Raw genomic sequence first — 25,985 nt, 5'->3', positions numbered from 1 at the left:
TTGCTTACTTTTTTGAGGCGTTTGTCAAAAAAGTGAGTCGCCGTAAGGGCGAAACCGTAATCAGCAACACCCGCAGAAACGGATATACCCCCAAAACCAACCAAACAAAAAAAGCCCCCTAGGCAGGCACCTAGAGGGCTTCGGACAAACCAACTAAAAGCTTAGTGATGCTCACGCGTCGCCCGGAATTTCACATCCGGCCAACGCTCTTCCATCAACGCCAGGTTAACCCGCGTCGGCGCAAGGTAAGTCAGGTGACCACCGCCGTCGACTGCCAGGTTCTCCACAGCCTTGTTGGAAAACTCCTCAAGCTTCTTCTTGTCGCTGCATTCAATCCAGCGCGCGGAGTACACAGTAATCGGCTCATACGAGCACTCAACCTTGTATTCCTCCTTCAAACGACTGGCGACCACATCGAACTGCAGCACACCCACGGCGCCAAGAATGATGTCGTTGCTGCGCTCCGGGAAAAACACCTGCGTTGCCCCCTCTTCGGCCAACTGCTGCAGACCCTGACGCAGCTGCTTGGACTTCAGCGGATCACGCAGACGTACGCGACGGAACAGCTCCGGGGCGAAGTGCGGGATACCGGTGAACCCAAGGGTTTCGCCTTCGCTGAAGGTGTCGCCGATCTGGATGGTGCCGTGGTTGTGCAAACCGATGATGTCACCGGCAAAGGCTTCTTCAAGCTGTTCACGCTCGGAGGAGAAGAACGTCAGGGCGTCGCCGATGCGCACGTCCTTGCCGGTGCGCACGTGGCGCATCTTCATGCCTTTCTCGTACTTGCCGGAGCAGATGCGCATGAAGGCGATGCGGTCGCGGTGTTTCGGGTCCATGTTCGCCTGGATCTTGAAGATGAAGCCCGAGAACTTCTCTTCGACCGGCTCGACAGTACGTTCGTTAGCGACACGGGCCAGCGGGCGCGGTGCCCAATCAACGACGGCGTCGAGCACATGGTCGACACCGAAGTTGCCCAATGCCGTACCGAAGAACACCGGGGTCAACTGACCGTCGAGGAATTCCTGCTGGTTGAATTCGTGGCAGGCGCCCTGCACCAGCTCAAGCTGCTCGATGAAACGGTCGTACTCGTCGCCCAAATGCGCGCGCGCCTCGTCCGAATCGAGCTTCTCGATGATCTTGGTTTCGGTGCGTTCGTGACCGTGACCGGCGGTGTAGACAATGATGTAGTCGTCGGCCAGGTGGTACACGCCCTTGAAGTCGCGGTAGCAACCGATCGGCCAGGTGATCGGCGCGGCCTTGATCTTCAGAACGGCTTCGATTTCGTCGAGCAGTTCGATCGGGTCGCGGATGTCACGGTCGAGTTTGTTGATGAAACTGACGATCGGCGTGTCCCGCAGACGGCAGACGTCCATCAGCGCAATGGTACGTGGCTCGACACCTTTACCGCCGTCGAGGACCATCAATGCCGAGTCGACCGCCGTCAGGGTGCGGTAGGTGTCTTCGGAGAAGTCTTCGTGGCCCGGGGTGTCGAGCAGGTTGATCATGTGTTCGCGATACGGGAACTGCATGACCGACGTGGTAATGGAAATACCCCGCTGTTTCTCCATCTCCATCCAGTCGGATGTCGCATGGCGATCGGATTTACGGGATTTCACCGTACCGGCCACAGCGATCGCCTTGCCCATCAACAGGAGCTTTTCGGTGATCGTGGTTTTACCGGCATCGGGGTGGGAAATAATGGCGAAAGTGCGGCGTTTCGCGACTTCGGCGGCCTGGTTGGTCATGGGAAATCGCCTGGCGGTGATTCAAAAAAGGGCGGCGAGTATAGCTTAAAAAGTGATCGCCAAACCACCGTCCCTCGGACCCGCAAACCCCTGTAGGAGCTGCCGCAGGCTGCGATCTTTTGATTTTGTTTTTAAATGCCGGATCAAAAGATCGCAGCCTGCGGCAGCTCCAACAGGGTGGCCAAACAATGTCTAACGTGGGAACCTTTTAAAGCACGGAGACGTCCATCCCCTGTTACGAATTTTCGTCAGGGGCTGAAAAATCAGCAAGTTAGCCTGACGAGGCTGCGCTCATGGCTCGCTTTCAGACCGCTTTTTGCCGGTGCTGAGGGAGCTGCTTCTCGCGAACGTTTATTCCCGGCAGCCATGTATGGCATGCCACACGGGAGAGCGTTCGCCGACTACAAAAAAAGGAGTCCGCCTGTGGCTATCCGCTATGGCAAAGGGCTGATGGGAGGTGCGGTGGTGATCGCGCTCCTGGCCCTGCTGGTCCACTGGATCGGCATCAACACGATCGAACACTACCGCGACGATTTGTTGTTTTACCTGCAAGCTCATCTGATTCTCGTCCTCGCTTCAATGCTGGCCGCCCTGGTCGTGGGCATCCCCGCCGGCATCTTCCTCAGTCGCCCGACCATGGTCGGCCGCGCTGAACGCTTCATGCAAATCTTCAATATCGGCAACACCGTGCCTCCGCTGGCCGTGCTCGCGATTGCCCTGGGCGTCCTCGGCATCGGCAGTGGCCCGGCGATCTTCGCCCTATTCCTCGCCTCCCTGTTGCCGATCGTGCGCAACACCTACGAAGGCCTGAAAAACGTCCAGGGCTCGCTGAAAGAAGCGGCCGTCGGCATCGGCATGACCCCGCGCCAAGTGCTGTGGAAAGTCGAATTGCCCAACGCCGTGCCGATCATCGTCGGTGGTGTGCGGGTGGCTTTGGCGATCAACGTCGGCACCGCGCCGCTGGCGTTCCTGATCGGCGCCAACAGCCTCGGCAGCCTGATCTTCCCTGGCATCGCCCTGAACAATCAGCCGCAACTGCTGCTCGGCGCCGCGTGCACCGCGCTACTGGCCTTGCTGCTCGATGGCGTCGTCACCCTCGCCAGCCGTCTCTGGCTGGAACGCGGTTTGCGCCCGTCTTAAGGCTTTTGTGAAGGAATACCTATGAAACGATTGAGCTTGATTCTGGGCTGTATCCTGCTATTCGCAGGTATTGCCCAAGCCGCTGAAAAACCGGTCATCCGTCTCGGCGCCCGAGTATTTACCGAGCAAACGCTGCTCGCGGAAATCACCGCGCAATACCTGCGCAGCAAAGGTTACGACGCGCAGATCACCGGCGGTCTGGGCAGCAACCTCGCCCGCAGCGCCCACGAAAGCGGGCAACTGGACATGCTCTGGGAGTACACCGGCGTGTCGCTGGTGGCCTACAACCATGTAACTGAAAAACTCGACAGCGCCCAGTCCTATGCCCGGGTGAAGGAACTCGACGCGAAAAAAGGCCTGGTCTGGCTGACGCCGTCGAAATTCAGCAATACCTACGCCCTCGCGCTGCCGAAAAAGGTCGCCGAGGCCTATCCGCAGATCAACAACATCAGCCAGTTGAACGAGGTCCTGCGCGCTGAAGCCAAGACCAATCACCTGGTGGCACTGGACACCGAGTTCGCCAACCGCTCCGACGGTCTGGACGGCATGGTCAAGCTCTACGACATGAACCTGACCCGCAAGAATATCCGCCAGATGGACGCCGGACTGGTCTACACCGCGCTGCGTAACGGCCAGGTGTTCGCCGGTCTGGTCTACACCACCGATGGTCGCCTCAACGCCTTCGGCCTCAAGTTGCTGGAAGACGACAAGCACTACTTCCCCGACTACACCGCCGCACCGGTGGTGCGTCAGGCCTACCTCGACGCGCACCCGCAACTGGCCGAGCAACTCAAGCCACTGGCGGAACTGTTCGATGACGAAACCATGCGCCAGCTCAACGCGCGGGTCGATGTCGATCACGAAAGCCCATCGAAAGTTGCCGCCGATTTCCTGCGCCAACATCCGCTGAATTAAGAGAGGAGAAGTCATGGAATTCCTGAACGCCTTTTCCCATCTCGACTGGCAGCAGGTGATGCACCTGACCTGGCAGCACATCACCCTCGTTGGTATCGCCGTGACCCTGGCGATTGTCGTTGGCGTGCCGCTGGGCATTCTGATGACACGCTTCCCGACTCTCGCCGGTCCCTTGCAGGCCAGCGCCACGGTGCTGCTGACCGTGCCATCGATTGCCCTGTTCGGCCTGCTGCTGCCGTTCTACTCCAAGTTCGGTCAGGGCCTCGGGCCGATGCCGGCGATCACCGCCGTGTTCCTTTATTCGCTGCTGCCGATCATGCGCAATACCTACCTCGCCCTCACCGGCGTGGAACCGGGCATCCGTGAAGCCGCACGCGGCATCGGCATGACCTTCGGCCAGCGCCTGCGCATGGTCGAGTTGCCGATCGCCGTACCGGTGATCCTCGCCGGCGTGCGCACCGCCGTGGTGATGAACATCGGCGTGATGACCATCGCCGCGACCATCGGCGCCGGTGGCCTCGGCGTGTTGATCCTCGCCTCCATCAGCCGCAGTGACATGTCGATGCTGATCGTCGGCGCGCTGCTGGTCAGTCTTCTGGCCATTTTCGCTGACCTGTTTCTCCAATGGCTGCAACGCTCGTTGACTCCAAAAGGACTACTCAAATGATCGAACTTCAAAACCTCAGCAAAACTTTCCAAAGCAACGGCAAAGATGTCAAAGCCGTGGACTCGGTGAGCCTGACCGTCAATGAAGGCGAAATCTGCGTGTTCCTCGGGCCATCGGGTTGCGGCAAAAGCACCACGCTGAAGATGATCAACCGCCTGATCAAGCCGACCTCGGGCAAGATCCTCATCAACGGCGAAGACACCACCGACCTCGACGAAGTGACCCTGCGTCGCAACATCGGTTACGTGATCCAGCAGATCGGCCTGTTCCCCAACATGACCATCGAAGAAAACATCGTGGTCGTGCCGAAACTGCTTGGCTGGGACAAACAGAAATGCCACGACCGCGCCCGCGAACTGATGAGCATGATCAAGCTGGAACCCAAGCAATATCTGCATCGCTACCCGCGTGAATTGTCCGGCGGTCAGCAACAGCGCATCGGTGTGATCCGCGCACTGGCGGCGGATGCGCCGCTGTTGTTGATGGACGAACCGTTCGGCGCAGTCGACCCGATCAACCGCGAGATGATCCAGAACGAGTTCTTCGAGATGCAGCGCGCGTTGAACAAGACCGTGATCATGGTCAGCCACGACATCGACGAAGCGATCAAACTCGGCGACAAGATCGCGATCTTCCGCGCCGGCAAACTGCTGCAGATTGATCATCCGGACACGCTGCTCGCGCACCCGGCGGACGACTTTGTCAGCAGCTTCGTGGGCCAGGACAGCACGCTCAAGCGTCTGTTGTTGGTGAAAGCGGAAGATGCGGCGGACAACGCGCCGTCGGTGAGCCCGGAGACGCCGGTAGCCGATGCGCTGGAGTTGATGGACGAGCATGACCGTCGCTACGTGGTGGTCACCTGTGCCGAGAACAAGGCGCTGGGTTACGTGCGCCGTCGTGATCTGCACCGTCAGACCGGCACTTGCGCGCAATATCTGCGCGAGTTCAACGCCACAGCGGCGTACGACGAACATTTGCGCATCCTCTTGTCGCGGATGTACGAGTTCAATCGCGCATGGCTGCCGGTGATGGATGCCGAGCGGGTGTTCCTCGGCGAGGTCACGCAGGAGTCGATTGCGGCTTATCTGAGTTCGGGGCGTTCGCGCGGGATGAAGACCAATATCGTCTCGCCGGCTGAGGCTGTGGTCGCCTGATTACCCGGTAAGAACACACCCCCTGTAGGAGTGAGCCTGCTCGCGATAGCGCAATATCAGTCAATGAAGATGTCGGCTGAAAAAAAGTCATCGCGAGCAGGCTCACTCCTACAGGATCGGGGGCGTTACCACGTCATTCACAGGGCGGAAAAGAATCTCAACACCCACCTCTCTGAATTGCTCTCGAACCTGTTGCTCGAAACCGGCAAAATCCCCCTCACACCCTCCCCTCGCCGCCAACGTCGCCGATGTTGCAGCCATCACACTTACCCACGACTTCGCCGACAAAATCCGCGAACGTGCAGGTATTTTTAACACTCGAAAATTCCCGGGGAACATCTGTCCGTCATCTCGGTCGGCTACAAAGAGTGATATCCGCGACGTACGTCAGAAGCGTGCAAAAACGCGACATTTTTAGTTGATCTCAGGCCCCTCACGCCCTAAAGTTCGCGCCGAACGTCCATGCTGGAAACGATCCATCCGGCTCAAGTACTGACGACGAGACAGCAAGGCCAAGGGAAAGAAGCTGCATTTCCCATGGCCTTTTTGCTTTCGGCGACATGCCTTGGGAAGTAGGCGAACCAAAGTGGGGATACGGAGGGCGTTCATTTGCACCCATTGATTACTAACGTTTGCCAGTAGGAGTTCCCAAGTATGTCGATCCAGGTCGAAGACTATTTCGCGCGCGCTACATTCGACAAAATGAAAGCGTTCGCCGACAAACAGGAAACCCCGTTCGTGGTGATCGACACCGCGATGATCGCCCAGGCCTACGATGACCTGCGCGCCGGTTTCGAATTCGCCAAGGTCTACTACGCGGTCAAGGCCAACCCGGCCGTCGAGATCATCGACCTGCTCAAAGAGAAAGGCTCGAGCTTCGACATCGCCTCGATCTACGAGCTGGACAAGGTGATGGATCGCGGCGTCAGCCCGGACCGCATCAGCTACGGCAACACCATCAAGAAATCCAAGGACATCCGTTACTTCTACGAGAAGGGCGTGCGTCTGTTCTCCACCGACTCCGAAGCCGACCTGCGCAACATCGCCAAGGCTGCGCCGGGTTCGAAAGTCTATGTGCGCATCCTCACCGAAGGCTCGACCACCGCTGACTGGCCACTGTCGCGCAAATTCGGCTGCCAGACCGACATGGCCATGGACCTGCTGATCCTCGCTCGCGATCTGGGCCTGGTGCCTTACGGCATCTCCTTCCACGTCGGCTCGCAACAGCGCGACATCAGCGTCTGGGACGCAGCGATCGCCAAGGTCAAAGTGATCTTCGAACGTCTGAAAGAAGAAGACGGCATCCATCTGAAGCTGATCAACATGGGCGGCGGCTTCCCGGCCAACTACATCACCCGCACCAACAGCCTGGAAACCTACGCCGAAGAAATCATCCGCTTCCTGAAAGAAGATTTTGGTGATGACTTGCCGGAAATCATTCTCGAGCCGGGCCGTTCGTTGATCGCCAACGCCGGTATTCTGGTCAGCGAAGTGGTACTGGTTGCACGCAAGTCGCGCACTGCCGTTGAACGTTGGGTGTATACCGATGTGGGCAAGTTCTCCGGCCTGATCGAAACCATGGACGAAGCGATCAAGTTCCCGATCTGGACCGAGAAGAAAGGCGAGATGGAAGAAGTCGTGATCGCCGGCCCGACCTGCGACAGCGCCGACATCATGTACGAGAACTACAAGTACGGTCTGCCGCTGAACCTGGCGATTGGTGATCGGTTGTACTGGCTGTCGACCGGTGCGTACACCACCAGTTACAGCGCGGTTGAGTTCAATGGCTTCCCGCCGTTGAAGTCGTTCTACGTTTAAGAGCAGCTACGAGTTTCAAGCCTCTAGCTGCAAGTGAAAAGCCCATGACGTGTCATGGGCTTTTTTGTGTCTGTTGTCTCGTCCTGGATAAGGTTTACACCTTCTGGCTTTTTATCAGGAAGGTGCAATGGATACGGGCGCAAAACGTAGTCAGCGCGATTACACGCTGACTTTTAAATTGTCGGTTGTCGACCAAGTAGAAAAAGGCGAGTTGAGTTATAAAGAGGCTCAACGGCGTTATGGGATTCAGGGTCGATCGACGGTGTTGGTCTGGTTACGCAAGCATGGTCGACAAGATTGGAGCCAAGGCGCCTCCATTCGTACGCAGAGGACTCGACCGATGGACGAGCCAACTTTGCCTTTGACCCCCGAGCAGAGAATCAAAGAGCTTGAGGAGCAACTGGCACTAGCAAATCAGAAAGCCAAATTCTTTGAAGATGTGGTTGATGTCTTGAAGAATGACTACGGCGTATCCATTGTAAAAAAGCGGCCCGGCAAGTCGTTGCGCAAACCCAAACCCTGAGTGTCAGCAGGGCTTGCCAGTTTATGGGGATCAGTCGCCAAGCCTTTTACAAGCGTGATCGCGTCTATCGGGCGCGAGTCGATCAAGATCAGAAACTCATCAAGTTTGTGCAGGCAATCCGAGTGCGCCAACCCTGCATTGGCGCACGCAAGCTCCAGTCATTGATGCACGCGGAGCGTGAGAAACCTGAGTTGCATGTTGGCCGGGATCGCTTGTTTGAAGTGCTGCGCGAGCACCGGCAGTTGGTTCGCAGGAAACGGGCCTATCACAAGACGACCGACAGCCATCATCACTTTCGCTGCCATCCCAATCTGCTAAAGCCAGGTCCGCAGCAAGTCGTTGCAACCGGTCCGGAACAGGTCTGGGTGGCCGATATTACTTACCTGTCCACCCAGCGTGACGATCCGGTCTACCTGAGCCTGGTCACAGATGCCTTCTCAAGAAAAATTGTCGGTTATCACGTGCATGGCAGCCTGCATGCCGACTCGGTGGCCCAAGCCTTACGCATGGCGTTAAAGGCACGTCGAACACGTCAGAAACTGGTCCATCACTCGGATCGAGGAGTCCAGTACTGCTCGGCGCTGTATCAAAAGCTCCACGCCAAGCATGGCATCACGTGTTCGATGACGGATGGCTACGACTGCTACCAAAACGCCTTGGCAGAGCGGGTCAACGGCATCTTGAAAACAGAACTATTACTCCACCGGCCGACAGACTTGGCGCAAGCGGAGCAAATGGTGCGACAAGCGATCCTGATCTACAACCAGGAACGCCCGCACCTGTCCTTAAAATACAAAACGCCCGATGCGGTGCATCGGGCGTTGGGGTGAAACAGGTGTAAACCTATTTCAGGACTAGACATGTGTGTTTGGCGTGATTTCTGTGGTGGGGCCGATATCGATCCCCCTCACCCCAGCCCTCTCCCCCAAGGGGGCGAGGGGGAAAGGGAGCCGACCCAGTGCAGTTCAAAACCTGAGTTCGACTCGGTATCGCAAGTCGGTGTACCTCAAACAATCAACTCGGTCAGTCCCCTCTCCCTCTGGGAGAGGGTTAGGGTGAGGGCTTGCGAATTCAGACGCGCTGCAAGTCTGTGCATCGATGCGCGAACTGAGCAGCCATCCCTTGGATTCTGGGATCTGTCGCACTTGAAAGCGTCTGACTCGCCACCCGCAGAAAATTCAGATTGCCTCCCGCCAAGGCTTTCTCAAGCCACATGACGGCCTCATCAATCCGCCCTTCACCCGCCAACACCGCCGCAAAACTGAACTGCCCGCGAAAATCCCCGCCCTCAGCCGAACGCCGATACCAATCGCGAGCCGCCGAGGGATCCGCCGGGCACACCTGCCCTTCCTCCAGGTAACGCCCCAACAGATTCATCGATTTCGCATGGCCCAGTTCAGCCGCGCGTCGATACAGCGTAAACGCCTGAAGATGATCCACCGCCACACCGCGCCCGGTCGCCAGCAGATTGGCAAAGTTGTACATCGCCCAATCCAGTCCGGCTTCCGCTGCGATTTGATAATGCTGCGCGGCAATCGCCCCATCCGCCGCAACGCCCCAACCATGCTCATGACAACGACCGAGCATGTTGCGCGCCATCAGATGCCCGCGCCCAGCGGCGATGCCGAACCAACGCAGCGCCAGCGGTTGATCCTGCGCGATGCCTCGGCCGTCGAGAAGAATCTGCCCGAGCAACGCCTGCGCTTCGACTTCGCCCTCACCCGCCGCGAGCAGAATTGCCTGCGCTGCCCGAGCCGGACCTTCTTCGAGCATCGCCGCCAGCCCCGAGGCGTCGAGGACCTCCTCGCGACGCAGTTGAAAGCTCATACCTCGACCCAGCGACGCAGCAAGTTGTGATACGTGCCGGTGAGGCGGATCAGCGACGGGTGATCTGGCATGTCATGGGTAAGTTGCTGAATCGCGCCGTCCATCTCGAACAGCAACGCGCGCTGACTGTCTTCGCGCACCAGACTTTGCGTCCAGAAGAACGACGCATAACGCGCGCCGCGAGTGACCGCATTGACCTTGTGCAGGCTGGTGCCCGGGTACAGCACCATGTCGCCGGCGGGCAACTTCACCTGTTGAGTACCGTAGGTGTCCTGGATTTCCAGTTCGCCGCCGTCGTAATCCTCAGGCTCGCTGAAAAACAGAGTCGCCGACAAATCAGTGCGCACGCGCTCGATGCTGCCCTTGGGCTGGCGCACGGCGTTGTCGATGTGGAAGTCGAAACTGCCACCGGCCGTGTAACAGTTCACCAACGGCGGAAACACTTTGTGCGGCAGCGCAGCGGACATGAACAGTGGATTTTTCCACAGCCGCTCAAGCATCGCCGCGCCGATCTCCTTCGCCAGCGGATGGCCTTCGGGCAGTTGCAGATTGTGCTTGGCCTTGGCCGATTGAAAGCCGGCGGTGATCTTGCCATCGGCCCAATCGGCCTGCTCCAGCGCCTCGCGGATGCGCTGCACTTCGTCTTTTGCGAACAGACCGGGGATGTGCAACAGCATGGCGATGTCACCTGATGGCAAAGAGGCGGCAATGGTATTGATTCTTATTGGCCGTGTAAAACCCGAGAGACGGATGAACTGGCAAAAACCGTAAGGTTAAATTGTAAAGAATGTAAATTCAGTGCGAATAACAATGTTTCGCAATTGATACGAATACCTGTTTACCCTATATTCCGCCGCCTCAAATCCTTGGGGAGGGGAATAAAAATGGCACGTCAACACGCACAATTACCGGTCAGTTCACCACGCCTGCTCGCTTCTGCAATCGGTGTGGCAATCACCGCCGGCTCCGCTGGCCAGATGGTCTTCGCCGCGGAAAAAACCGACAGCAAAGCCGCCGGCAATGCCATCGCCCTGGACGCCACCTCGATCACTGGCCAGGCCCAGGACTCGACGTCCTACCAGGTCGAGAAAGCCTCCTCGCCCAAGTACACCGCGCCGCTGGTCGACACGCCGCGCTCGGTCACCGTTATTCCGCAACAGGTGCTCAAAGACACCGGCGCCCTGAACATGCAGGACGCGCTGCGCACCGTGCCGGGCATCACCTTCGGCGCCGGTGAGGGCGGCAACCCACAGGGCGACCGTCCATTCATCCGCGGTTTCGACGCCCAGGGCGACACCTACCTCGACGGCGTGCGCGACACCGGTTCGCAGAGCCGCGAAATCTTCGCCGTGGAAAACATCGAAGTCAGCAAGGGCCCGAACTCCGCCATCGGCGGTCGTGGCGCAGCGGGCGGCAGCATCAACCTGGTGAGCAAGAAAGCGCACCTGGGTAACTCGTTCGACGGTGGTTTCACCTGGGGCTCCGACCAGACTCAGCGTTACACCCTCGACGGCAACTACCAGTTCAGCGACACCGCGGCTGGCCGTCTGAACCTGATGAGCCACGAGAGCAACGTCGCCGGTCGCGACAAAGTCGACTACGACCGCTGGGGCATCGCGCCTTCCCTGGCGTTTGGCCTGGGCACCGACACCCGCGTCAACCTCGATTACTACCATCTCGAAAGCAACGACACGCCGGATTCGGGCATCCCTTACACCATCCCGGCCGGCGGTTCGGCTGCACGCACCAAGTCCAACCCGGACAAGCCCTACGCCGGCGGCGATCACAGCAATTTCTACGGTCTGGATCGCGACTTCCGCAAGGGCCGCACCGACACCGCGACCTTCGCCATCGAACATGACCTGAGCGACTCGCTGACGATCAAGAACACCCTGCGCCATGGCACCAGCATGCAGGATTACATCCTGACCCAGCCGGACGACAGCAAGGGCAACGTCAACAATGGCAGTCTCTGGCGCCGGGCGAATACCCGCGTAAGCAACACCGAGACCACCACCAACCAGACTGACCTGTTCGGCAACTTCTACGTCGCCGGCTTCAAGAACAGCTTCTCCACCGGCGTTGAATACACCCGTGAGGAAAGCCAGAAGTCTTCGTACAACGTCAATACCGACACCACGCCGCGCACCAGCGCCGCGACCACCAACTGCACCCCGTCGATGATCGGCGCCTCGAGCGGCTACAACTGCACCTCGCTGTCGAACCCGAATCCGAACGATCCGTGGAACGGCGCGATCTCGCGTAATTACGCCGGCACTGATACCCAGGCCAACACCTACGCGCTGTATGTGTTCGATACGCTGGAGTTGAACGAGCAGTGGCTGGTGAACATGGGCCTGCGTTACGACCACTTCGACACCGACTACAAGACCTACAACGCTGCCGGCACCACCACGTCCAAGGGTGATGACACCAGCGAGTTCGTCACCGGGCAGTTCGGCGTCGTCTACAAGCCTGCGGAAAACGGCAGCATCTACGCCTCCTTCGCCACCTCGGCCACGCCACCGGGCAACACCCTGGGCGAAGGTCAGGAAGGCAACCCGCTGGGCGGCACCCCGGATCGCAGCGGCAACCTGCTGAGCAGCGACATGGAGCCGGAAACCACCAAGAACTATGAAATCGGCACCAAGTGGGATCTGCTCAATGATCGCCTGTCGCTGACCGCCGACATCTTCCGCACCGAGAAAGAAAACGCGCGTGTGCAAGTCGACACCACCTCGTACGAAAACGCCGGCAAGACCCGTGTACAAGGTATCGAGTTGTCGGCCAGCGGCAAGATCACCGACAAGTGGCAAGTGTTCGCCGGTTACGCATTCATGGACAGCGAACAGGTTGACGGTGGTGACCTGCCGGCCAACAAGGCCAACAACGGCAACGAACTGCCGAACACGCCGAAAAACAGCGCCAGCCTGTGGACCACTTATCAGGTCACGCCGAAGCTGACCATCGGTGGCGGTGCGTTCTACGTCGACGACGTGTACGGCAGCGTGGCCAACACCACCATGGTCGATTCGTATGTTCGCTACGACGCGATGGCGGCGTACAAGCTGACCAAGAATGTCGACCTGCAACTCAACGTGCAGAACCTGACCAACGAAACCTACTACGACAAAGCCTTCTCGACCCACTTCGCCAACCAGGCGGCGGGCCGTACGGCGCTGTTGAGCACCAACTTCCACTTCTAAACAACTTGTAGGAGCTGCGGCACGCTGCGATCTTTTGATTCTGCTTTTGATGTTGAAAAACAAAGATTAAAAGATCGCAGCCTTCGGCAGCTCCTACAGAAGAGCAAGCCCCGTTCATTCAATTGAACGGGGCTTTTGTGCGTAATAAAGAACGCTTCTCGATAACCCACGGCATAATGCGCGCCGTGAAGACAATTTTCGAACGGACGGCGAGTGACGTGTTGAAGAAAACCCTGTTCCAGTTGCACTGGTTTTTTGGCATCACCGCAGGCCTGGTGCTGGCGTTGATGGGCATCACCGGCGCGGCCTATTCGTTTCAGGACGAAATCCTGCGGGCCATGAATCCGTCGGTTCTGCAGGTAGACAAACAGGTCGCCGGGGTCTTGCCACCGGTCGAACTGGTCGAGCGCATCGAAGCCACGTCCGGTAAAAAAGTCTCGATGCTCTGGGTCGAGACCGACAGCGGCAACGCTGCGCGCGTGTTCTTCACCCCGCCCAAAGGCGAGCGGCGCGGTGAGATGCGCTACTTCGATCCGTACACCGGCGAGTTCATGGGCGATGCCGTCGGCCAGGATTTCTTCGGCCTGATGCTGCAACTGCACCGCTTCCTCGCCATGGGCGATACCGGGCGCAATATCACCGGTGCCTGCACGCTAATCCTGCTGTTTTTCTGCCTCTCCGGTCTGTATTTGCGCTGGCCGCGCCAGTGGAACAGCTGGCGCGTGTGGCTGACCCTCGACTGGAAGAAAAAGGGCCGCGCCTTCAACTGGGATCTGCATTCGGTGGCCGGCACCTGGTGTCTGCTGGTGTATCTGCTGCTGGCGCTGACCGGGTTGTCGTGGTCGTACGAGTGGTACAACAAAGGCCTGACCAAGCTGCTTTCCGATGCACCGCAAAACGAGCGCGTGCGCGGTGGTCGCGGTCCGGCGCCAGAAGGTCCGGCGCCCACCGCCGATTACGCAGCGATGTGGAGCAGCATCTACAGCGCTGCCGGTCCGGGTCTGGCCGCCTACAACATCCGCATGCCGGCCGTCGCGGGCCAACCGGCGACCGTGTTCTACCTGCTCGACAGCTCGCCGCATGATCGCGCGCTGAACCAGATCACCCTCGACCCGGCCACTGGCATCGTCAAACGCGTTGACCGCTACGCCGACAAGAGCTTCAAGGCGCAACTGCTGACCAGTATTTATGCGCTGCACGTCGGCAGCTATTTCGGTCTCGTCGGGCGGATCATCATCACGCTCGCAGCGGTGTGCATGCCGTTGTTCTTCATCACCGGATGGCTGCTGTACCTCGATCGTCGGCGCAAGAAGAAACAGATCAAGGACGCACGCAAAGACCTCGCGCAACCGGCCGGCGGTGCCTCGGCATGGCTGATCGGTTTTGCCAGCCAGAGTGGTTTTGCCGAGCAACTGGCGTGGCAGACCGCCGGCCAATTGCAGGCCGCCGGACTGCCGGTGAAAGTGCAGCCGCTGGCGAATGTCAGCGAGCAGGATTTGCGTGAATCGAACAACGCACTGTTCGTGGTCAGCACGTTTGGCGACGGCGAAGCACCGGACAGCGCGCGTGGGTTCGAACGCAAAGTGCTGTCCAAAGCGGCAACCCTCGACAGCCTGAATTACTCGGTGCTCGGCCTGGGTGATCGTCAATATCAGCACTTCTGTGGTTTCGCCAAACGCCTGCATCAATGGTTGAGCGAACACGGCGGCAAGACCCTTTTCGCGCCGGTGGAAGTCGACAGTGGCGATCCGTACGCGCTGCGCCATTGGCAGACTCAACTGGGACTGCTCACCGGGCAAGCCCCCGTCGATACCTGGCAAGCGCCGAGCTACGATAACTGGACGCTGCTGCGCCGCGAGTTGATGAACCCGGACAGCAGCGGTTCGCCGGTTTATCTGCTGGGGCTGAGCGCTCCGAACACCAGCAGTTGGCTGGCCGGCGACTTGGTCGAAGTGCTGCCGCGCAACTGCCCGTGGGTCATCGAGCACTTCCTCGACGGTCTCGGCATTCGCGGCGAGACCACGGTGAAAATCAACGGCCTTGATGAACCGCTGGAAGTGGCACTGGCTTCGCGTCAGTTGCCCGAGCACCGCGCGCATCTGGTCGGTTTGCATGCGCAATCGCTGGTCGATGCGATGGTGCCGCTGGCCATGCGCGAATACTCGATCGCCTCGATTGCCGCCGACGGCGTGCTGGAGTTGATCGTGCGTCAGGAGCAGCACTCGGACGGCAGCCTGGGCATCGGTTCCGGCTGGCTGACTGAGCATGCGCCAGTGGGCGGCAGCATCAGCTTGCGGGTGCGGCGCAACAGTGGTTTCCATCTGCCAAACGCACCGCTGCCGATGATTCTGATCGGCAACGGCACCGGTCTCGCTGGCTTGCGCAGCTTGCTCAAGGCGCGGATTGCCGATGGCCAACAGCGCCAGTGGTTGCTGTTTGGCGAGCGCAATCGCGAGCACGACTTCCTCTGCCGTGCGGAGCTGGAAGAATGGTTGATCAATGGGGATCTGGAACGGCTGGATCTGGCGTTTTCGCGGGATCAGGCAGAGAAGGTTTATGTGCAGGATCGCTTGCGTGAGTCGGCCGATGAACTGAAAAAATGGCTGGCAGACGGTGCGGTGATTTACATCTGCGGCAGCCTGCAAGGCATGGCCTCGGGTGTGGATCAGGTGCTCAACGACATCCTCGGCAGCGCTGAAGTCGAGCGGTTGATTGAGCAAGGCCGCTATCGGCGTGATGTTTATTAAAAGCCCCTCACCCTAACCCTCTCCCGGAGGGAGAGGGGACTGACCGCGAGAGATTCACGCTATACACCGACCTGAACGTCTTTCACCGAATCCATAATCGGCAACAACGCTTTGTGCTGATCTCATAATCGACTCGGTCTTTCAGGTCGATGTATGACGCAAGAAAACTCGGTCAGCCCCCTCTCCCTCCGGGAGAGGGCTGGGCGGGCGGCGTTCCGATGAGGGTCGCTCTTGATCTTCAGACTGGTTGCAGTTTTTTCTCGAACACCGCCACCCCATTCAAATCCCGCAACACCACACTCATCTCCCCGCTCTGCCCTTCAATATTCACCTCGCCAAAAAACTGGAACCCGGCAAACGGTGAACTGTTCTGCACCGCTGGCGCCTTCTCGAACACCACCTCCGGGCCAAAAGTCTTATCCAGTGGATTAGGCCCGAAACTCCCGGCGTTCAACGGCCCGGCGACAAACTCCCAGAACGGTTCGAAATCCTGAAACGCCGCGCGATCCGGGTGATAGTGATGCGCCGCGCAGTAATGCACATCGGCGGTCAGAAAGACGAAATTGCGCACCTGTTGCGCGCGCAGGTAGCCGAGCAGTTCAGCGACTTCCAGCTCGCGCCCCTGCGCCGGTCCCGGATCACCATTGGCCACCGCTTCCCAACGCGGGACACCCGGGCTGACCTCGCCATCCGGCACGCCAAGACCGATCGGCATATCGGCGGCAATGACTTTCCATTGGGCTTTGGATTTCTTCAAGCCGCGCTTGAGCCAGTCCAGTTGCTCACGCCCCAGAAAGGCTTTCGCCGCGCCGAGGTTGTCGTCATTGGCGCCGCGATAACTGCGCATGTCGAGCACGAACACATCGAGCATCGGCCCGTAACTCAACTTGCGATAAATCCGTCCGCCACCGTCGGCAGCCTGCAAACGCATCGGTGAATATTCCAGCCAGGCCTTGCGTGCACGGCCGACCAGGGTGTGGATATCTTTCTCCTGATAACGCTCGTCGAGTTGCTTGCCCGGCGACCAGTTGTTGACCACTTCATGGTCGTCCCACTGCCAGATCTGCGGCACTTCGGCGTTGAAGCGGCGGATGTTTTCGTCCATCAGGTTGTAGCGGTAGTTGCCGCGATAGTCGTCGAGGGTCTGCGCGACTTTGCTCTTGGCTTCGGTGGTGAGGTTGCGCCAGATGCGCCCACCTTCGGTGGTGAGCTGCGCGGGCACCGGGCCGTCAGCGTAGATGGTGTCGCCGCTGTGGATAAAGAAGTCCGGAAGGCGCAGACGCATGGCTTCGTAGATGCGCATGCCGCCGATGTCCGGGTTGATGCCGAAACCCTGGCCGACGGTGTCGCCGCTCCAGACGAAACGAATATTGCGCCGCGCCGTCGGAGCGCTTCGCAGGTGGCCCAGCCACGGTTCGCTGGCGACGCCGGTGCGGGCGTCTTTGAAATATACGCGGTAGAAAATCGCCTGATCGGCGGGCAGTCCGGTGAGTTCGACGCGGGCGGTGAAGTCTGTTCGCGCATCGGCCAGCGCCGAGACCAGCCGACGCGGATGGCGAAACTGGCTGCGGGTGTCCCACTCGACCACCATATGCGCCGGGCGATCGCTACGGCTCCAGATCATCGCGCGGTCGCCTTGCAGGTCGCCGGACTGCACGCCGTCGGTCAGTTGTGGCCGATCCTTGACCGACGCAATCACCGCCGGCGCCAGCCCCGGCATCAGCAGACCGGCACCGATACCTTGCACGACACGCCGGCGACCGGGGTTGAAATCGCTCATGCTGTTCTCCCTGAAAAAAGGAAAACTTAAGCACGCCTACATGAACTCGCCATGACACCACCAACCATTGTGGGAGCGAGCCTGCTCGCGAAAGCGGTGTGCCAGTCAACATACATGTCGCTGGCAGATTGCATTCGCGAGCAGGCTCGCTCCCACAGGGGATTTGTGTTGTCAGTCAGGCCTTGGCCGGTTCCAGCGCCAGCTCGACGGCCTCTGGGCGTTTGACCGTTGCATAGACCACAGCGGTCAACAAACTCCCCGCCACAATCGCCAGCAAATACAACAACGCATGGTTGATCGCATTCGGAATCGCCAACACGAACAAGCCACCATGCGGCGCCATCAGTTTGCAGCCGAAGTACATCGACAACGCACCGGTCAACGCACCACCGGCAATGCTCGCCGGAATCACCCGCAACGGGTCTTTCGCGGCAAACGGAATCGCGCCTTCGGAGATAAAGCACAGCCCCAGCACCAGCGCCGCTTTACCGGCCTCTCGCTCGGTCTGGGCGAACTTGCGTCGTGCAATAAACGTAGCGATACCCAGGCCAATCGGCGGCACCATGCCCGCCGCCATGGTCGCCGCCATCGGCGCATAACTCTGCGACGCCAGCAGCCCCACCGAGAACGCATACGCGGCTTTGTTGATCGGCCCGCCGAGGTCGACGCACATCATGCCGCCGAGCAGCACACCGAGCAGAATCGCGTTGGTGGTGCCCATGCTGTCGAGGAAATGCGTGAGCGCCCCGAGCATGCCCGCGACCGGTTTGCCGACCACGTAAATCATCACCAGGCCGGTAAACAAACTGGCGAACAACGGGATGATCAGAATCGGTTTCAGCGCCTCAAGACTTTGCGGCAAGACAACATAACGGCTGATTGCCTTCGCCGCGTAACCGGCGATAAACCCGGCGACGATGCCGCCGATGAACCCGGCACCCAAGGTGCTCGCCAGCAATCCACCTATCATCCCCGGCGCCAGGCCCGGACGGTCGGCGATCGAATAGGCGATGTAACCGGCCAGCAGCGGCACCATCAATTTGAACGCGGTCTCGCCGCCGATCTGCATCAGCGCAGCGGCCAGCGTGCCTTCTTCCTTGAACGCGGTGATGCCGAACACAAACGACAGCGCGATCATCAAACCGCCCGCCACCACCATCGGCAGCATGAACGACACACCGGTCAGCAGGTGTTTGTAGACGCCGGTTTTCTCCTGCTTGGCCGGGGCCTTGCCGTCGCCCGCAGCGTTTTCCACAACCGCTTCGGCCAAGGCTTTTTTCAGCGTGGCTTCGGACTGCTTCAACGCAATCCCGGTGCCGCAACGATAGATTTTCTTGCCGGCGAAACGCTCGGTGGTGACTTCGATGTCCGCGGCCAGCAACACCACGTCAGCGTCGGCAATCGCCGCTGCGCTCAACGGGGTTTTCGCGCCCACCGAGCCTTGGGTTTCGACCTGAAGGTCGTAACCCAGACGCTTGGCCGTCTGCTGCAGGGCTTCGGCGGCCATGAAGGTGTGCGCGACACCGGTCGGGCACGCGGTGATGGCGACGAGGCGTGGTGCACGCGGCGCCTCCGTCGCCGGTTGAACCTCACTGGCGAGGTAAACCTCTGCCTCTTCAGCACCACGACGCAGCACCGCTTCAACATCCTGCAGCGCCTGCGCCGGGGCAATCTGGAAAACCCGTTTACCGACAAAACGCGTCATGTCGACCGCGCCTGTGGCGACTAGCAAAACCCACTCGGCCGCCTCAATGGTCGCCGCCGACAATTCACGTTCCGGGTGCGCCGCATCGACCACTTCAACGCTGGTGCTCCAGCCCTGACGCTGCGCCGCCGCATCGAGCAGTCGCGCGCACAGCACACTGGTGACCATGCCGTTCGGGCAAGCCGTAACAATGGCTAATTTCATGACAAACCCTCTTATTGTTCTGTCAGGGGGCGCACGCGCACACCCTGTTCGAGCTGCGCCAGTTGCGCGGCGTCGTTGATGCCAAAACCGATCTGGGTCACCGCCATCGCCGCAATCGCGGTGGCCGTGCGCAGGGTTTGTTCAGGCGTGTCGGCGCTGAGCAAACCGTGGAGCATGCCGGCCAGCAACGAATCACCGGCACCGACCGTGCTGGCGACGCTGACCTTCGGTGGCGTGGCGTGCAGCGCCGAACCGACGCTGAACCAGTTCACGCCGTCAGCGCCGTGGGAAATCACCACGTGCTCGATGCCTTGAGCATGCAAGCGCGCCGCCGCTTGCGCTTGCGCTGCGTGTGAAACCACATCGCAACCGAGTGCATCGGCAAGTTCTTCGGTGTTCGGTTTGATCAGCCACGGACTGGCCTGCAACGCCGCGCGCAACGCTTCGCCGCTGCTGTCGAGGGCGACTTTCAGACCGAGCTGATTGAGCCGTTCGATCAATTCACGCAACCACTGCGCGGTCACGCCACGGGGCAAACTGCCGGCGACCACCACGGCGTCGTGACCTGGCGCAATCTGCAGCAGACGCTCGAGCAACGCCTGCTGCGCGGCGGCGTCGACCACCGGCCCCGGGCCGTTGATATCGGTGATGCGGCCATCCTGTTCGGCGACCTTGATGTTGCTGCGTGTCTCACCCGGCACGCGGATAAACGCGTCGACAAAACCACGCTTGGCGAACAGGGTTTCGAACGCTTGCAGATTGTCTTCACCGAGAAAACCACTGACCGTCAGTTGATGGCCGAGGTCCGCCAACACCTGCGCGACGTTCACGCCTTTGCCGGCGGCGTGGGTGTGCATCTCGTCGCTGCGATTGACCTGACCGGCCTCCAGGCGTGGCAGTTCGACGGTGAGGTCGAGCGCCGGGTTGAGGGTCAGAGTAAGAATCTTGGCCATTACAGGGCCTCCACTAGTGCGCGCACTTCATTCGCGCTGCCCACGGCCAGGGCCTGTTGAGCAAGGGTTTGCGCCTGGGTCAGGCTGAGTTCGCGGATGCGCGCCTTCACTTCGGCAATACTGCGCCCGGAGACACTGAGTTCATCGACACCGAGGCCGACCAGCACTGGCACCGCCAAAGGATCCGCCGCCAGTTCGCCGCAGACACCGACCCATTTGCCATGGGCATGGGCCGCGCGCACGGTGATGTCGATCAGTTGCAGCACCGCCGGGTGCAAGCCGTCTGCCTGTGCCGACAGCGTCGGGTGACCTCGGTCGATGGCCAGGGTGTACTGCGTTAGATCGTTGGTGCCGACGCTAAAGAAGTCGACTTCCCTGGCCAGCACCGGCGCCAGCAATGCGGCAGACGGCACTTCGATCATGATCCCCAGTTGCAGATCGGCGACCGGGATTTCCAGGCGCAGACGTTCGGTCATGTCGCGAGCCTGACGCCACTCTTCGACGCTGCCGACCATCGGGAACATGATCCGCAGCGGACGGTTGTCGGCAGAACGCAGCAAGGCGCGCAATTGCGCTTCCATGATCTGCGGGCGCTGCAAGGTCAGGCGAATGCCGCGCACGCCGAGGAACGGGTTTTCTTCCTTGGCGATCGGCCAATACGGCAGCGGTTTGTCACCGCCGACATCCAGCGTGCGCACCACCAGCGGACGCCCGGCGAGACCGTCGAGGACGCGACGGTATTCGGCTTCTTGCGTGGCCTCGTCCGGTGCTTGTGGATGGGCCATGAAAATCAGTTCGGTGCGCAGCAGACCGATGCCTTCGGCGCCCTGCTCCACCGCGCTGAGCACGCCAGCACTTTCGCCAATGTTGGCAAACACTTCGACGGCGTGACCGTCGCTAGTGTGTGCCGGTTGATGGCGTTGTTCGGCGGCAATCTTCAGGCGTTGCTCGCGGGTGTCGCGTTCTTCGGCGGCGCGTTGCAGGGTCGCGGCATCGGCATCGACGTGCAGGCGACCGCGCTGGCCGTCGAGCAGCAACGGCGTGCCCGGTTGCAGCAGCAAGACTGCCGCGCCCGCACCGACCAGCGCCGGAATGCCGAGAGCCCGCGCGACAATTGCACTGTGCGCGGTGGCGCCGCCGCGTGCGGTGAGAATCCCCGCGACGCGTGCCGGATCCAGCCGCGCGACATCGGACGGGCCGACTTCGTCCATCACCAGAATGTAAGGCTGCTCCGGCTCGCTCGCGGTCTGCACGCCGCACAGTTGCGCCAGCACGCGGCGACCGATATCACGCAGATCCGCTGCACGTTCGGCGAGCAACGCGTCCTGCAGCGATTCCTGTTGTCTGGCCGCCGCTTCAATCACCGCCATCCACGCAGCTTCGGCGCTTTCGCCTTGTTTGAGACGGGTGTCGACTTCGTCGGTGAGTTCCGGGTCGTCGAGCATTTCCTGATGGGTGATGAAGATCTCGCGGATAGCTTTGGCTTTGCTGCGTTCGATCAGGCCCTGAATGTCGCTGCGCACATCGCTGAGCGCTTGCTTGAGACGCTCGCGCTCAACGGCGGCGGACTCGCCGCGCAACGGGTAATCGATGGTTTGCTGAACCTGAATATGCGCAGGCCCGATGGCAATGCCCGGTGCTGCCGGGATCGCCTGCAACAGAGCGCCGGATGCCGGAGCGATCAGCACTTCGGCGATGTCGGCAATGACTTCGCGCTGCTGGCTTACGGCAGGCAACGGCTCGACTTCTTCGCCGAGGCCTTCTTCGATAGCAGCGAGCAATGCCGGCAAGGCATCAGCGGCAATACTCGGCTCGGCGATCAGTTCCAGCACCTGACCGCGACGGGCGCCGAGGCTAAGCAGCTTGCTCAAACTCTTCACCGACACGGCACTGTCCTGACCATCGACGATGCGCACACGAATCTCGCCGTCAAAACTCTTTGCCAGTTGCGCGAGGATCTTCGCCGGACGTGCATGCAACCCGTGAGCATTGGCCAGGGCAATGCGCGCGCTCGGCCAGTCGGCGGGCAATTCACCGCCGAGCACTTCGAGGACTTTGCGGCTGCTGGTAGCGCGGCCCAGTTCATGGCCGCGACCTTCGATCAGCAGCGCGCACAGGCGTTCAAGCAACGCTTGGTGCGCTTCGCCAAGGCTGGCCAGACAGAACAACCCACTGAGCGGCTGACCGAGGTAGCGCATCGGTTTGTCCGGGGTGACAAACGCCAGGCCCGGACGCTTCACGGTCTGTTCGCTGTGTAGCCACCACAAACCATCGCCCAGCGGCAGCGCTTCGACCTGCTGCAACACACCGGCGAAACCGTTGCTCACACAATCGGCCTGACGCAACAGACGCGCGCCACGCCAGACCAGTTCTTCGAAATCGTCGGCCGATACACCGAGGCCAATCATCTGTGCATCCAGCGCCAGCTCTTGCGGCGCGCCTTGCAACAGTTTCAGCAGCGCTTCAGGGGAGCTGGCGCGACGCAGGGCCTGGCCCAGATCGGTCTCGCCGAGGGCACGGGTGAGCAGTTGCAGCAGACGCAGGTGTTCGTCGGATTTGGCGGCGATGCCAATCGCCAGATAAACGATCTGGCCATCGCCCCAATCCACGCCTTCGGGGAACTGCATCAGGCGCACGCCGGTGGCGAACACCTGATCGCGGGTTTGCGGAGTGCCGTGGGGAATGGCAATACCTTGACCGAGAAAGGTCGAGCCCTGGGCTTCCCGAGCCTGCAGGCCGGCGAGGTAACCGTCGGCGACCAGACCATCGGCCACAAGGTGATTGGCCAGCAGTTGCAGGGCTGCGGGTTTATCCACAGCCGATTGGCCCATGGATATCTGCTCTATAGTGAGCTCGAGCATGCGATCTCCTTTTTGGCGCTGTATGAGTGCCAGGTATTGTTTTGGATGGTTGCAGCTTAGGCGCTCTGCCGCTTTGCTTTTCAGCGGCAGTTTTGGCGGTTTCACGGCAGCACCGGCCAACGGCGTCTAAAACGTAGAAAATACGCTTGCTGAAACGTTTAATCTAGATTGTTCGGCACGTTACTCGATAATGTCCCATCCTTGAAGTCCAACTTGTCGGATGCGCGCAGGCAATAAGTCGCCTGCCCTAATCGGGTAGGATTGGCGAAAATGTTGCGGCAAGCTCGAATAAACAAGGAAATCCCGGGTTGAAACTCAGTGATATCGCGCGGTTGGCCGGAGTGTCCGTGACCACCGCCAGCTACGTCATCAACGGCAAGGCCGAACAGCAACGCATCAGCACCGCGACCGTCGAGCGGGTGCGGGCGGTGGTCGATCTGCATGGCTTCACGCCAAACCCTCAAGCGGCCGGGCTGCGCAGTCGGCACACGCGCACGCTGGGCTTTATTCTGCCGGATCTGGAAAACCCCAGTTACGCGCGGATCGCCAAGCTGCTCGAGCAAGGTGCGCGGGCACGCGGCTATCAATTGCTGATCGCCAGCTCCGACGATGCGCCCGACAGCGAGCGCCAATTGCTGCAATTGTTCAAGGCGCGCCGCTGCGATGCGTTGATCGTTGCCAGTTGCCTGCCCGCCGGGGATGACAGCTATCGTCAGTTGCAGGCCAAAGGGCTGCCGATCATCGCCATCGACCGCGTTATGGAGCCGGAGCATTTCTGCTCGGTGATCAGTGACGACCGCGAAGCCAGCCTGCATCTGACCCAGAGCCTGCTCGATCCGCAACCCAAGCAGATTGTGCTGCTCGGCGCGCGCCCGGAACTGAGCATCAGCCAGGAACGTGCCGCCGGTTTCAAACAGGCGCTGGTCGACTTCAAAGGCGAAGTGCTGGTCGAGCACGCCGAGTCCTTCAGCCGTGAATGCGGCAAGCAATTGATGGAAGAACTCCTGCAACGTCTGGGGCATTTGCCCGATGCGTTGGTGACGACTTCCTACGTGCTGCTGCAAGGTGTGTTCGACGCACTGCATGACTTCCCGCTGAAATCCCGCCCGCTGCGCCTCGGCACCTTCGGCGATACGCAATTGCTGGATTTCCTGCCGCTGCCAGTCAACGCCATGGCCCAGCAACACCAGTTGATCGCCGACAAGGCGCTGGAACTGGCACTGGCGGCGGTCGAGCAGTCGCAATACAAACCCGGCGTGCAGGCCATTGCGCGGACCTTCAAGCAGCGTATTCACCGGGACTGAGCCGTGGAGCTGATCGACAGCCATACCCACCTCGACTTCCCCGACTTCGACGCCGATCGCTTGGCGTTGCTCGCCGAAAGCCGCGCCCTCGGGGTGCGGCGAATGGTGGTGCTGGGCGTCTATGAGGGTAACTGGCAACGGGTGTGGGATCTGGTGCAGAGCGATGCGGATTTGTACGCAGCATTCGGTCTGCATCCGGTGTATCTCGATCAGCATCGGCCTGAGGATTTATCGGCGCTCGGCGATTGGCTGACGCGGCTGCGTGGTCATCGGCAGTTGTGTGCGGTGGGAGAGATCGGTCTGGATTACTTCATCGAAACGCTGGATCGCGAACGGCAGCAGGTGCTGTTCGAGGCGCAACTGCAATTGGCCGCAGACTTTCAGTTGCCAGCGCTGCTCCACGTCCGGCGCAGCCATGCGGCGGTAATCGCCACGCTCAAGCGCTTCAAGCTCAAACGCGCGGGGATCATCCACGCCTTTGCCGGCAGCCGTGAAGAAGCGCGGGAGTACATCAAACTCGGTTTCAAACTGGGCCTGGGCGGCGCGCCGACCTGGCCGCAGGCGTTGCGCATGCATCGGGTGCTGGCGGAATTGCCGCTGGATTCGATCGTGCTGGAAACCGATTCGCCGGACATGGCCCCCGCGATGTTTCCCGGTCAGCGCAACAGTCCGGCGCACTTGCCGGCGATTTGCGAGGCGTTGGCGGAGCTGATGAATATCAGCCCGCAACAACTGGCCACGGCAAGTACCGCCAACAGCTGCGCAGTGTTTGGCTGGTAACACGCCCCTGTAGGAGCTGCGGCACGCTGCGATCTTTTGATTCTGCCTTAAGATCAAAAGATCGCAGCCTCGTTTCACTCGACAGCTCCTACAGTCAGTCCGCGTTAGTCAGTCGATGTGAGTCAGTCGGTGTGAGTCAATCGGCGTGGGCCTTGGCGGCTTCGAGAATCAGCGTCATGTGTTGACGCTGACGCGCATAACGGACGACCACGAAGTACACGAAAATCGTGATCAGTGACGCGTTCAGTTGCTCGGTGACGCTCAGCAGTCCCACCCATTCCATCACCAACGCCACCAGCAGCGCAGTGCAGACTGTTACTGAAGCGCTGAAACGCAGCAGTGCCAGTGAATCGAGGGACTTGAAGCGCTTGATCTGTTGCGGACAGCGTAACTCCAGAGTTTGCTGGCAATGGTCGCAGGTGAACGGTTCATTGATCGAGATGGCATTGAGTTGCCAGGGTTTGAGCAACAGTGTGGTCTGGCAATGAGCACACCGGCCCTGGACTCCCAAGGTTGCAACAGACATGAGCGGCCTCCTCTACGCGATCAGTCGAGCATGGATACTGGTTCATTGACGGAAAAAAGCCAGAGCACGGAGAAAAACAGGACTGGGCTTACGGCAGAAGGTGAAAAAGTACTACAAAAGGTTCTGACAA

General features: G+C 60.1%; 17 protein-coding genes and 1 pseudogene. 10 read left to right on the top strand and 8 right to left on the bottom strand.

Translation table 11 applies throughout. The features are described 5' to 3' along the window. Positions 1-161 precede the first annotated feature (161 nt). Positions 162-1,745: a peptide chain release factor 3 gene (locus P3G59_RS04155; RefSeq protein WP_095049730.1), complete on the bottom strand. Its 1,584-nt coding sequence runs from the start codon at positions 1,743-1,745 to the stop codon at positions 162-164. Between the two features lie 450 nt (positions 1,746-2,195). On the opposite strand from P3G59_RS04155, the gene P3G59_RS04150 reads away from it, so the two are divergent. The 6 genes and pseudogenes from P3G59_RS04150 to P3G59_RS04125 all read left to right on the top strand — a co-directional run bounded on the left by P3G59_RS04150 (position 2,196) and on the right by P3G59_RS04125 (position 8,820). Then, the gene (locus tag P3G59_RS04150) at positions 2,196-2,885 is read left to right on the top strand and encodes an ABC transporter permease (RefSeq protein WP_169844036.1); all 690 of its coding nucleotides are present in this window, start codon (positions 2,196-2,198) and stop codon (positions 2,883-2,885) included. A gap of 21 nt (positions 2,886-2,906) precedes the next feature. Then, on the top strand, positions 2,907-3,800 hold the full coding sequence (locus P3G59_RS04145) for a glycine betaine ABC transporter substrate-binding protein (RefSeq protein WP_277760560.1): 894 nt from the start codon (positions 2,907-2,909) through the stop codon (positions 3,798-3,800). 13 nt (positions 3,801-3,813) lie between these two features. Continuing rightward, positions 3,814-4,467 carry an ABC transporter permease gene (locus tag P3G59_RS04140; RefSeq protein WP_007915307.1) on the top strand — a complete coding sequence of 218 codons (654 nt, stop codon included), beginning with the start codon at positions 3,814-3,816 and terminating at the stop codon, positions 4,465-4,467. Continuing rightward, the gene (locus tag P3G59_RS04135; RefSeq protein ID WP_277760559.1) at positions 4,464-5,621 is read left to right on the top strand and encodes an ABC transporter ATP-binding protein; all 1,158 of its coding nucleotides are present in this window, start codon (positions 4,464-4,466) and stop codon (positions 5,619-5,621) included. The genes P3G59_RS04140 and P3G59_RS04135 overlap by 4 nt, the downstream gene beginning before the upstream one ends. 654 nt (positions 5,622-6,275) lie before the next feature. Beyond that, positions 6,276-7,439: a type III PLP-dependent enzyme gene (locus tag P3G59_RS04130; RefSeq protein WP_007915304.1), complete on the top strand. Its 1,164-nt coding sequence runs from the start codon at positions 6,276-6,278 to the stop codon at positions 7,437-7,439. Positions 7,440-7,566: 127 nt separating this feature from the next. Beyond that, positions 7,567-8,820 (top strand): annotated as a pseudogene (locus P3G59_RS04125) (IS3 family transposase). A gap of 213 nt (positions 8,821-9,033) precedes the next feature. On the opposite strand, the gene P3G59_RS04120 reads toward P3G59_RS04125, so the two are convergent. Next, positions 9,034-9,789: a tetratricopeptide repeat protein gene (locus P3G59_RS04120; protein WP_277760558.1), complete on the bottom strand. Its 756-nt coding sequence runs from the start codon at positions 9,787-9,789 to the stop codon at positions 9,034-9,036. Continuing rightward, positions 9,786-10,466 carry a Fe2+-dependent dioxygenase gene (locus P3G59_RS04115; protein ID WP_277760557.1) on the bottom strand — a complete coding sequence of 227 codons (681 nt, stop codon included), beginning with the start codon at positions 10,464-10,466 and terminating at the stop codon, positions 9,786-9,788. The genes P3G59_RS04120 and P3G59_RS04115 overlap by 4 nt, the downstream gene beginning before the upstream one ends. A gap of 207 nt (positions 10,467-10,673) precedes the next feature. On the opposite strand from P3G59_RS04115, the gene P3G59_RS04110 reads away from it, so the two are divergent. Both P3G59_RS04110 and P3G59_RS04105 read left to right on the top strand, forming a co-directional pair. Continuing rightward, entirely contained in the window at positions 10,674-12,995 is a 2,322-nt protein-coding gene (locus P3G59_RS04110; protein ID WP_277760556.1) for a TonB-dependent siderophore receptor, read from the top strand. 218 nt (positions 12,996-13,213) lie between these two features. Beyond that, positions 13,214-15,742, top strand: a complete 2,529-nt coding sequence (locus P3G59_RS04105) for a sulfite reductase flavoprotein subunit alpha (RefSeq protein ID WP_277762112.1) — start codon at positions 13,214-13,216, stop codon at positions 15,740-15,742. A gap of 238 nt (positions 15,743-15,980) precedes the next feature. Here the strand turns inward: P3G59_RS04105 and P3G59_RS04100 are convergent, their stop codons facing one another. The 4 genes from P3G59_RS04100 to ptsP all read right to left on the bottom strand — a co-directional run bounded on the left by P3G59_RS04100 (position 15,981) and on the right by ptsP (position 23,245). Then, positions 15,981-17,522, bottom strand: coding sequence for an alkaline phosphatase D family protein (locus P3G59_RS04100; RefSeq protein ID WP_277760554.1), 1,542 nt, complete (start codon positions 17,520-17,522; stop codon positions 15,981-15,983). Positions 17,523-17,697: 175 nt separating this feature from the next. After that, a complete protein-coding gene (locus tag P3G59_RS04095) occupies positions 17,698-19,431 on the bottom strand; it encodes a PTS fructose-like transporter subunit IIB (protein WP_277760553.1) in 1,734 nt (577 codons plus the stop codon). A gap of 11 nt (positions 19,432-19,442) precedes the next feature. Then, positions 19,443-20,384, bottom strand: a complete 942-nt coding sequence (gene pfkB / locus P3G59_RS04090; protein WP_277760552.1) for a 1-phosphofructokinase — start codon at positions 20,382-20,384, stop codon at positions 19,443-19,445. Continuing rightward, entirely contained in the window at positions 20,384-23,245 is a 2,862-nt protein-coding gene (gene ptsP / locus P3G59_RS04085) for a phosphoenolpyruvate--protein phosphotransferase (protein WP_277760551.1), read from the bottom strand. The genes pfkB and ptsP overlap by 1 nt, the downstream gene beginning before the upstream one ends. Before the next feature lie 308 nt (positions 23,246-23,553). Between ptsP and cra the strand changes: the two genes are divergently transcribed. After that, complete coding sequence (gene cra / locus P3G59_RS04080) at positions 23,554-24,549, top strand: catabolite repressor/activator (RefSeq protein ID WP_277760550.1); 996 nt, start codon at positions 23,554-23,556, stop codon at positions 24,547-24,549. Between the two features lie 3 nt (positions 24,550-24,552). Next, positions 24,553-25,329, top strand: a complete 777-nt coding sequence (locus P3G59_RS04075; protein WP_277760549.1) for a TatD family hydrolase — start codon at positions 24,553-24,555, stop codon at positions 25,327-25,329. Between the two features lie 136 nt (positions 25,330-25,465). Here P3G59_RS04075 and P3G59_RS04070 read toward each other — a convergent pair whose 3' ends face one another. Then, entirely contained in the window at positions 25,466-25,855 is a 390-nt protein-coding gene (locus tag P3G59_RS04070; protein ID WP_277760548.1) for a hypothetical protein, read from the bottom strand. Between the last annotated feature and the right edge of the window lie 130 nt (positions 25,856-25,985).

The organism is Pseudomonas sp. A34-9 (assembly GCF_029543085.1).
GTDB lineage: Bacteria > Pseudomonadota > Gammaproteobacteria > Pseudomonadales > Pseudomonadaceae > Aquipseudomonas.
The sequence above is the reverse complement of the archived record's forward strand: the minus strand, read 5'-3'. Positions and strand labels throughout refer to the sequence as shown.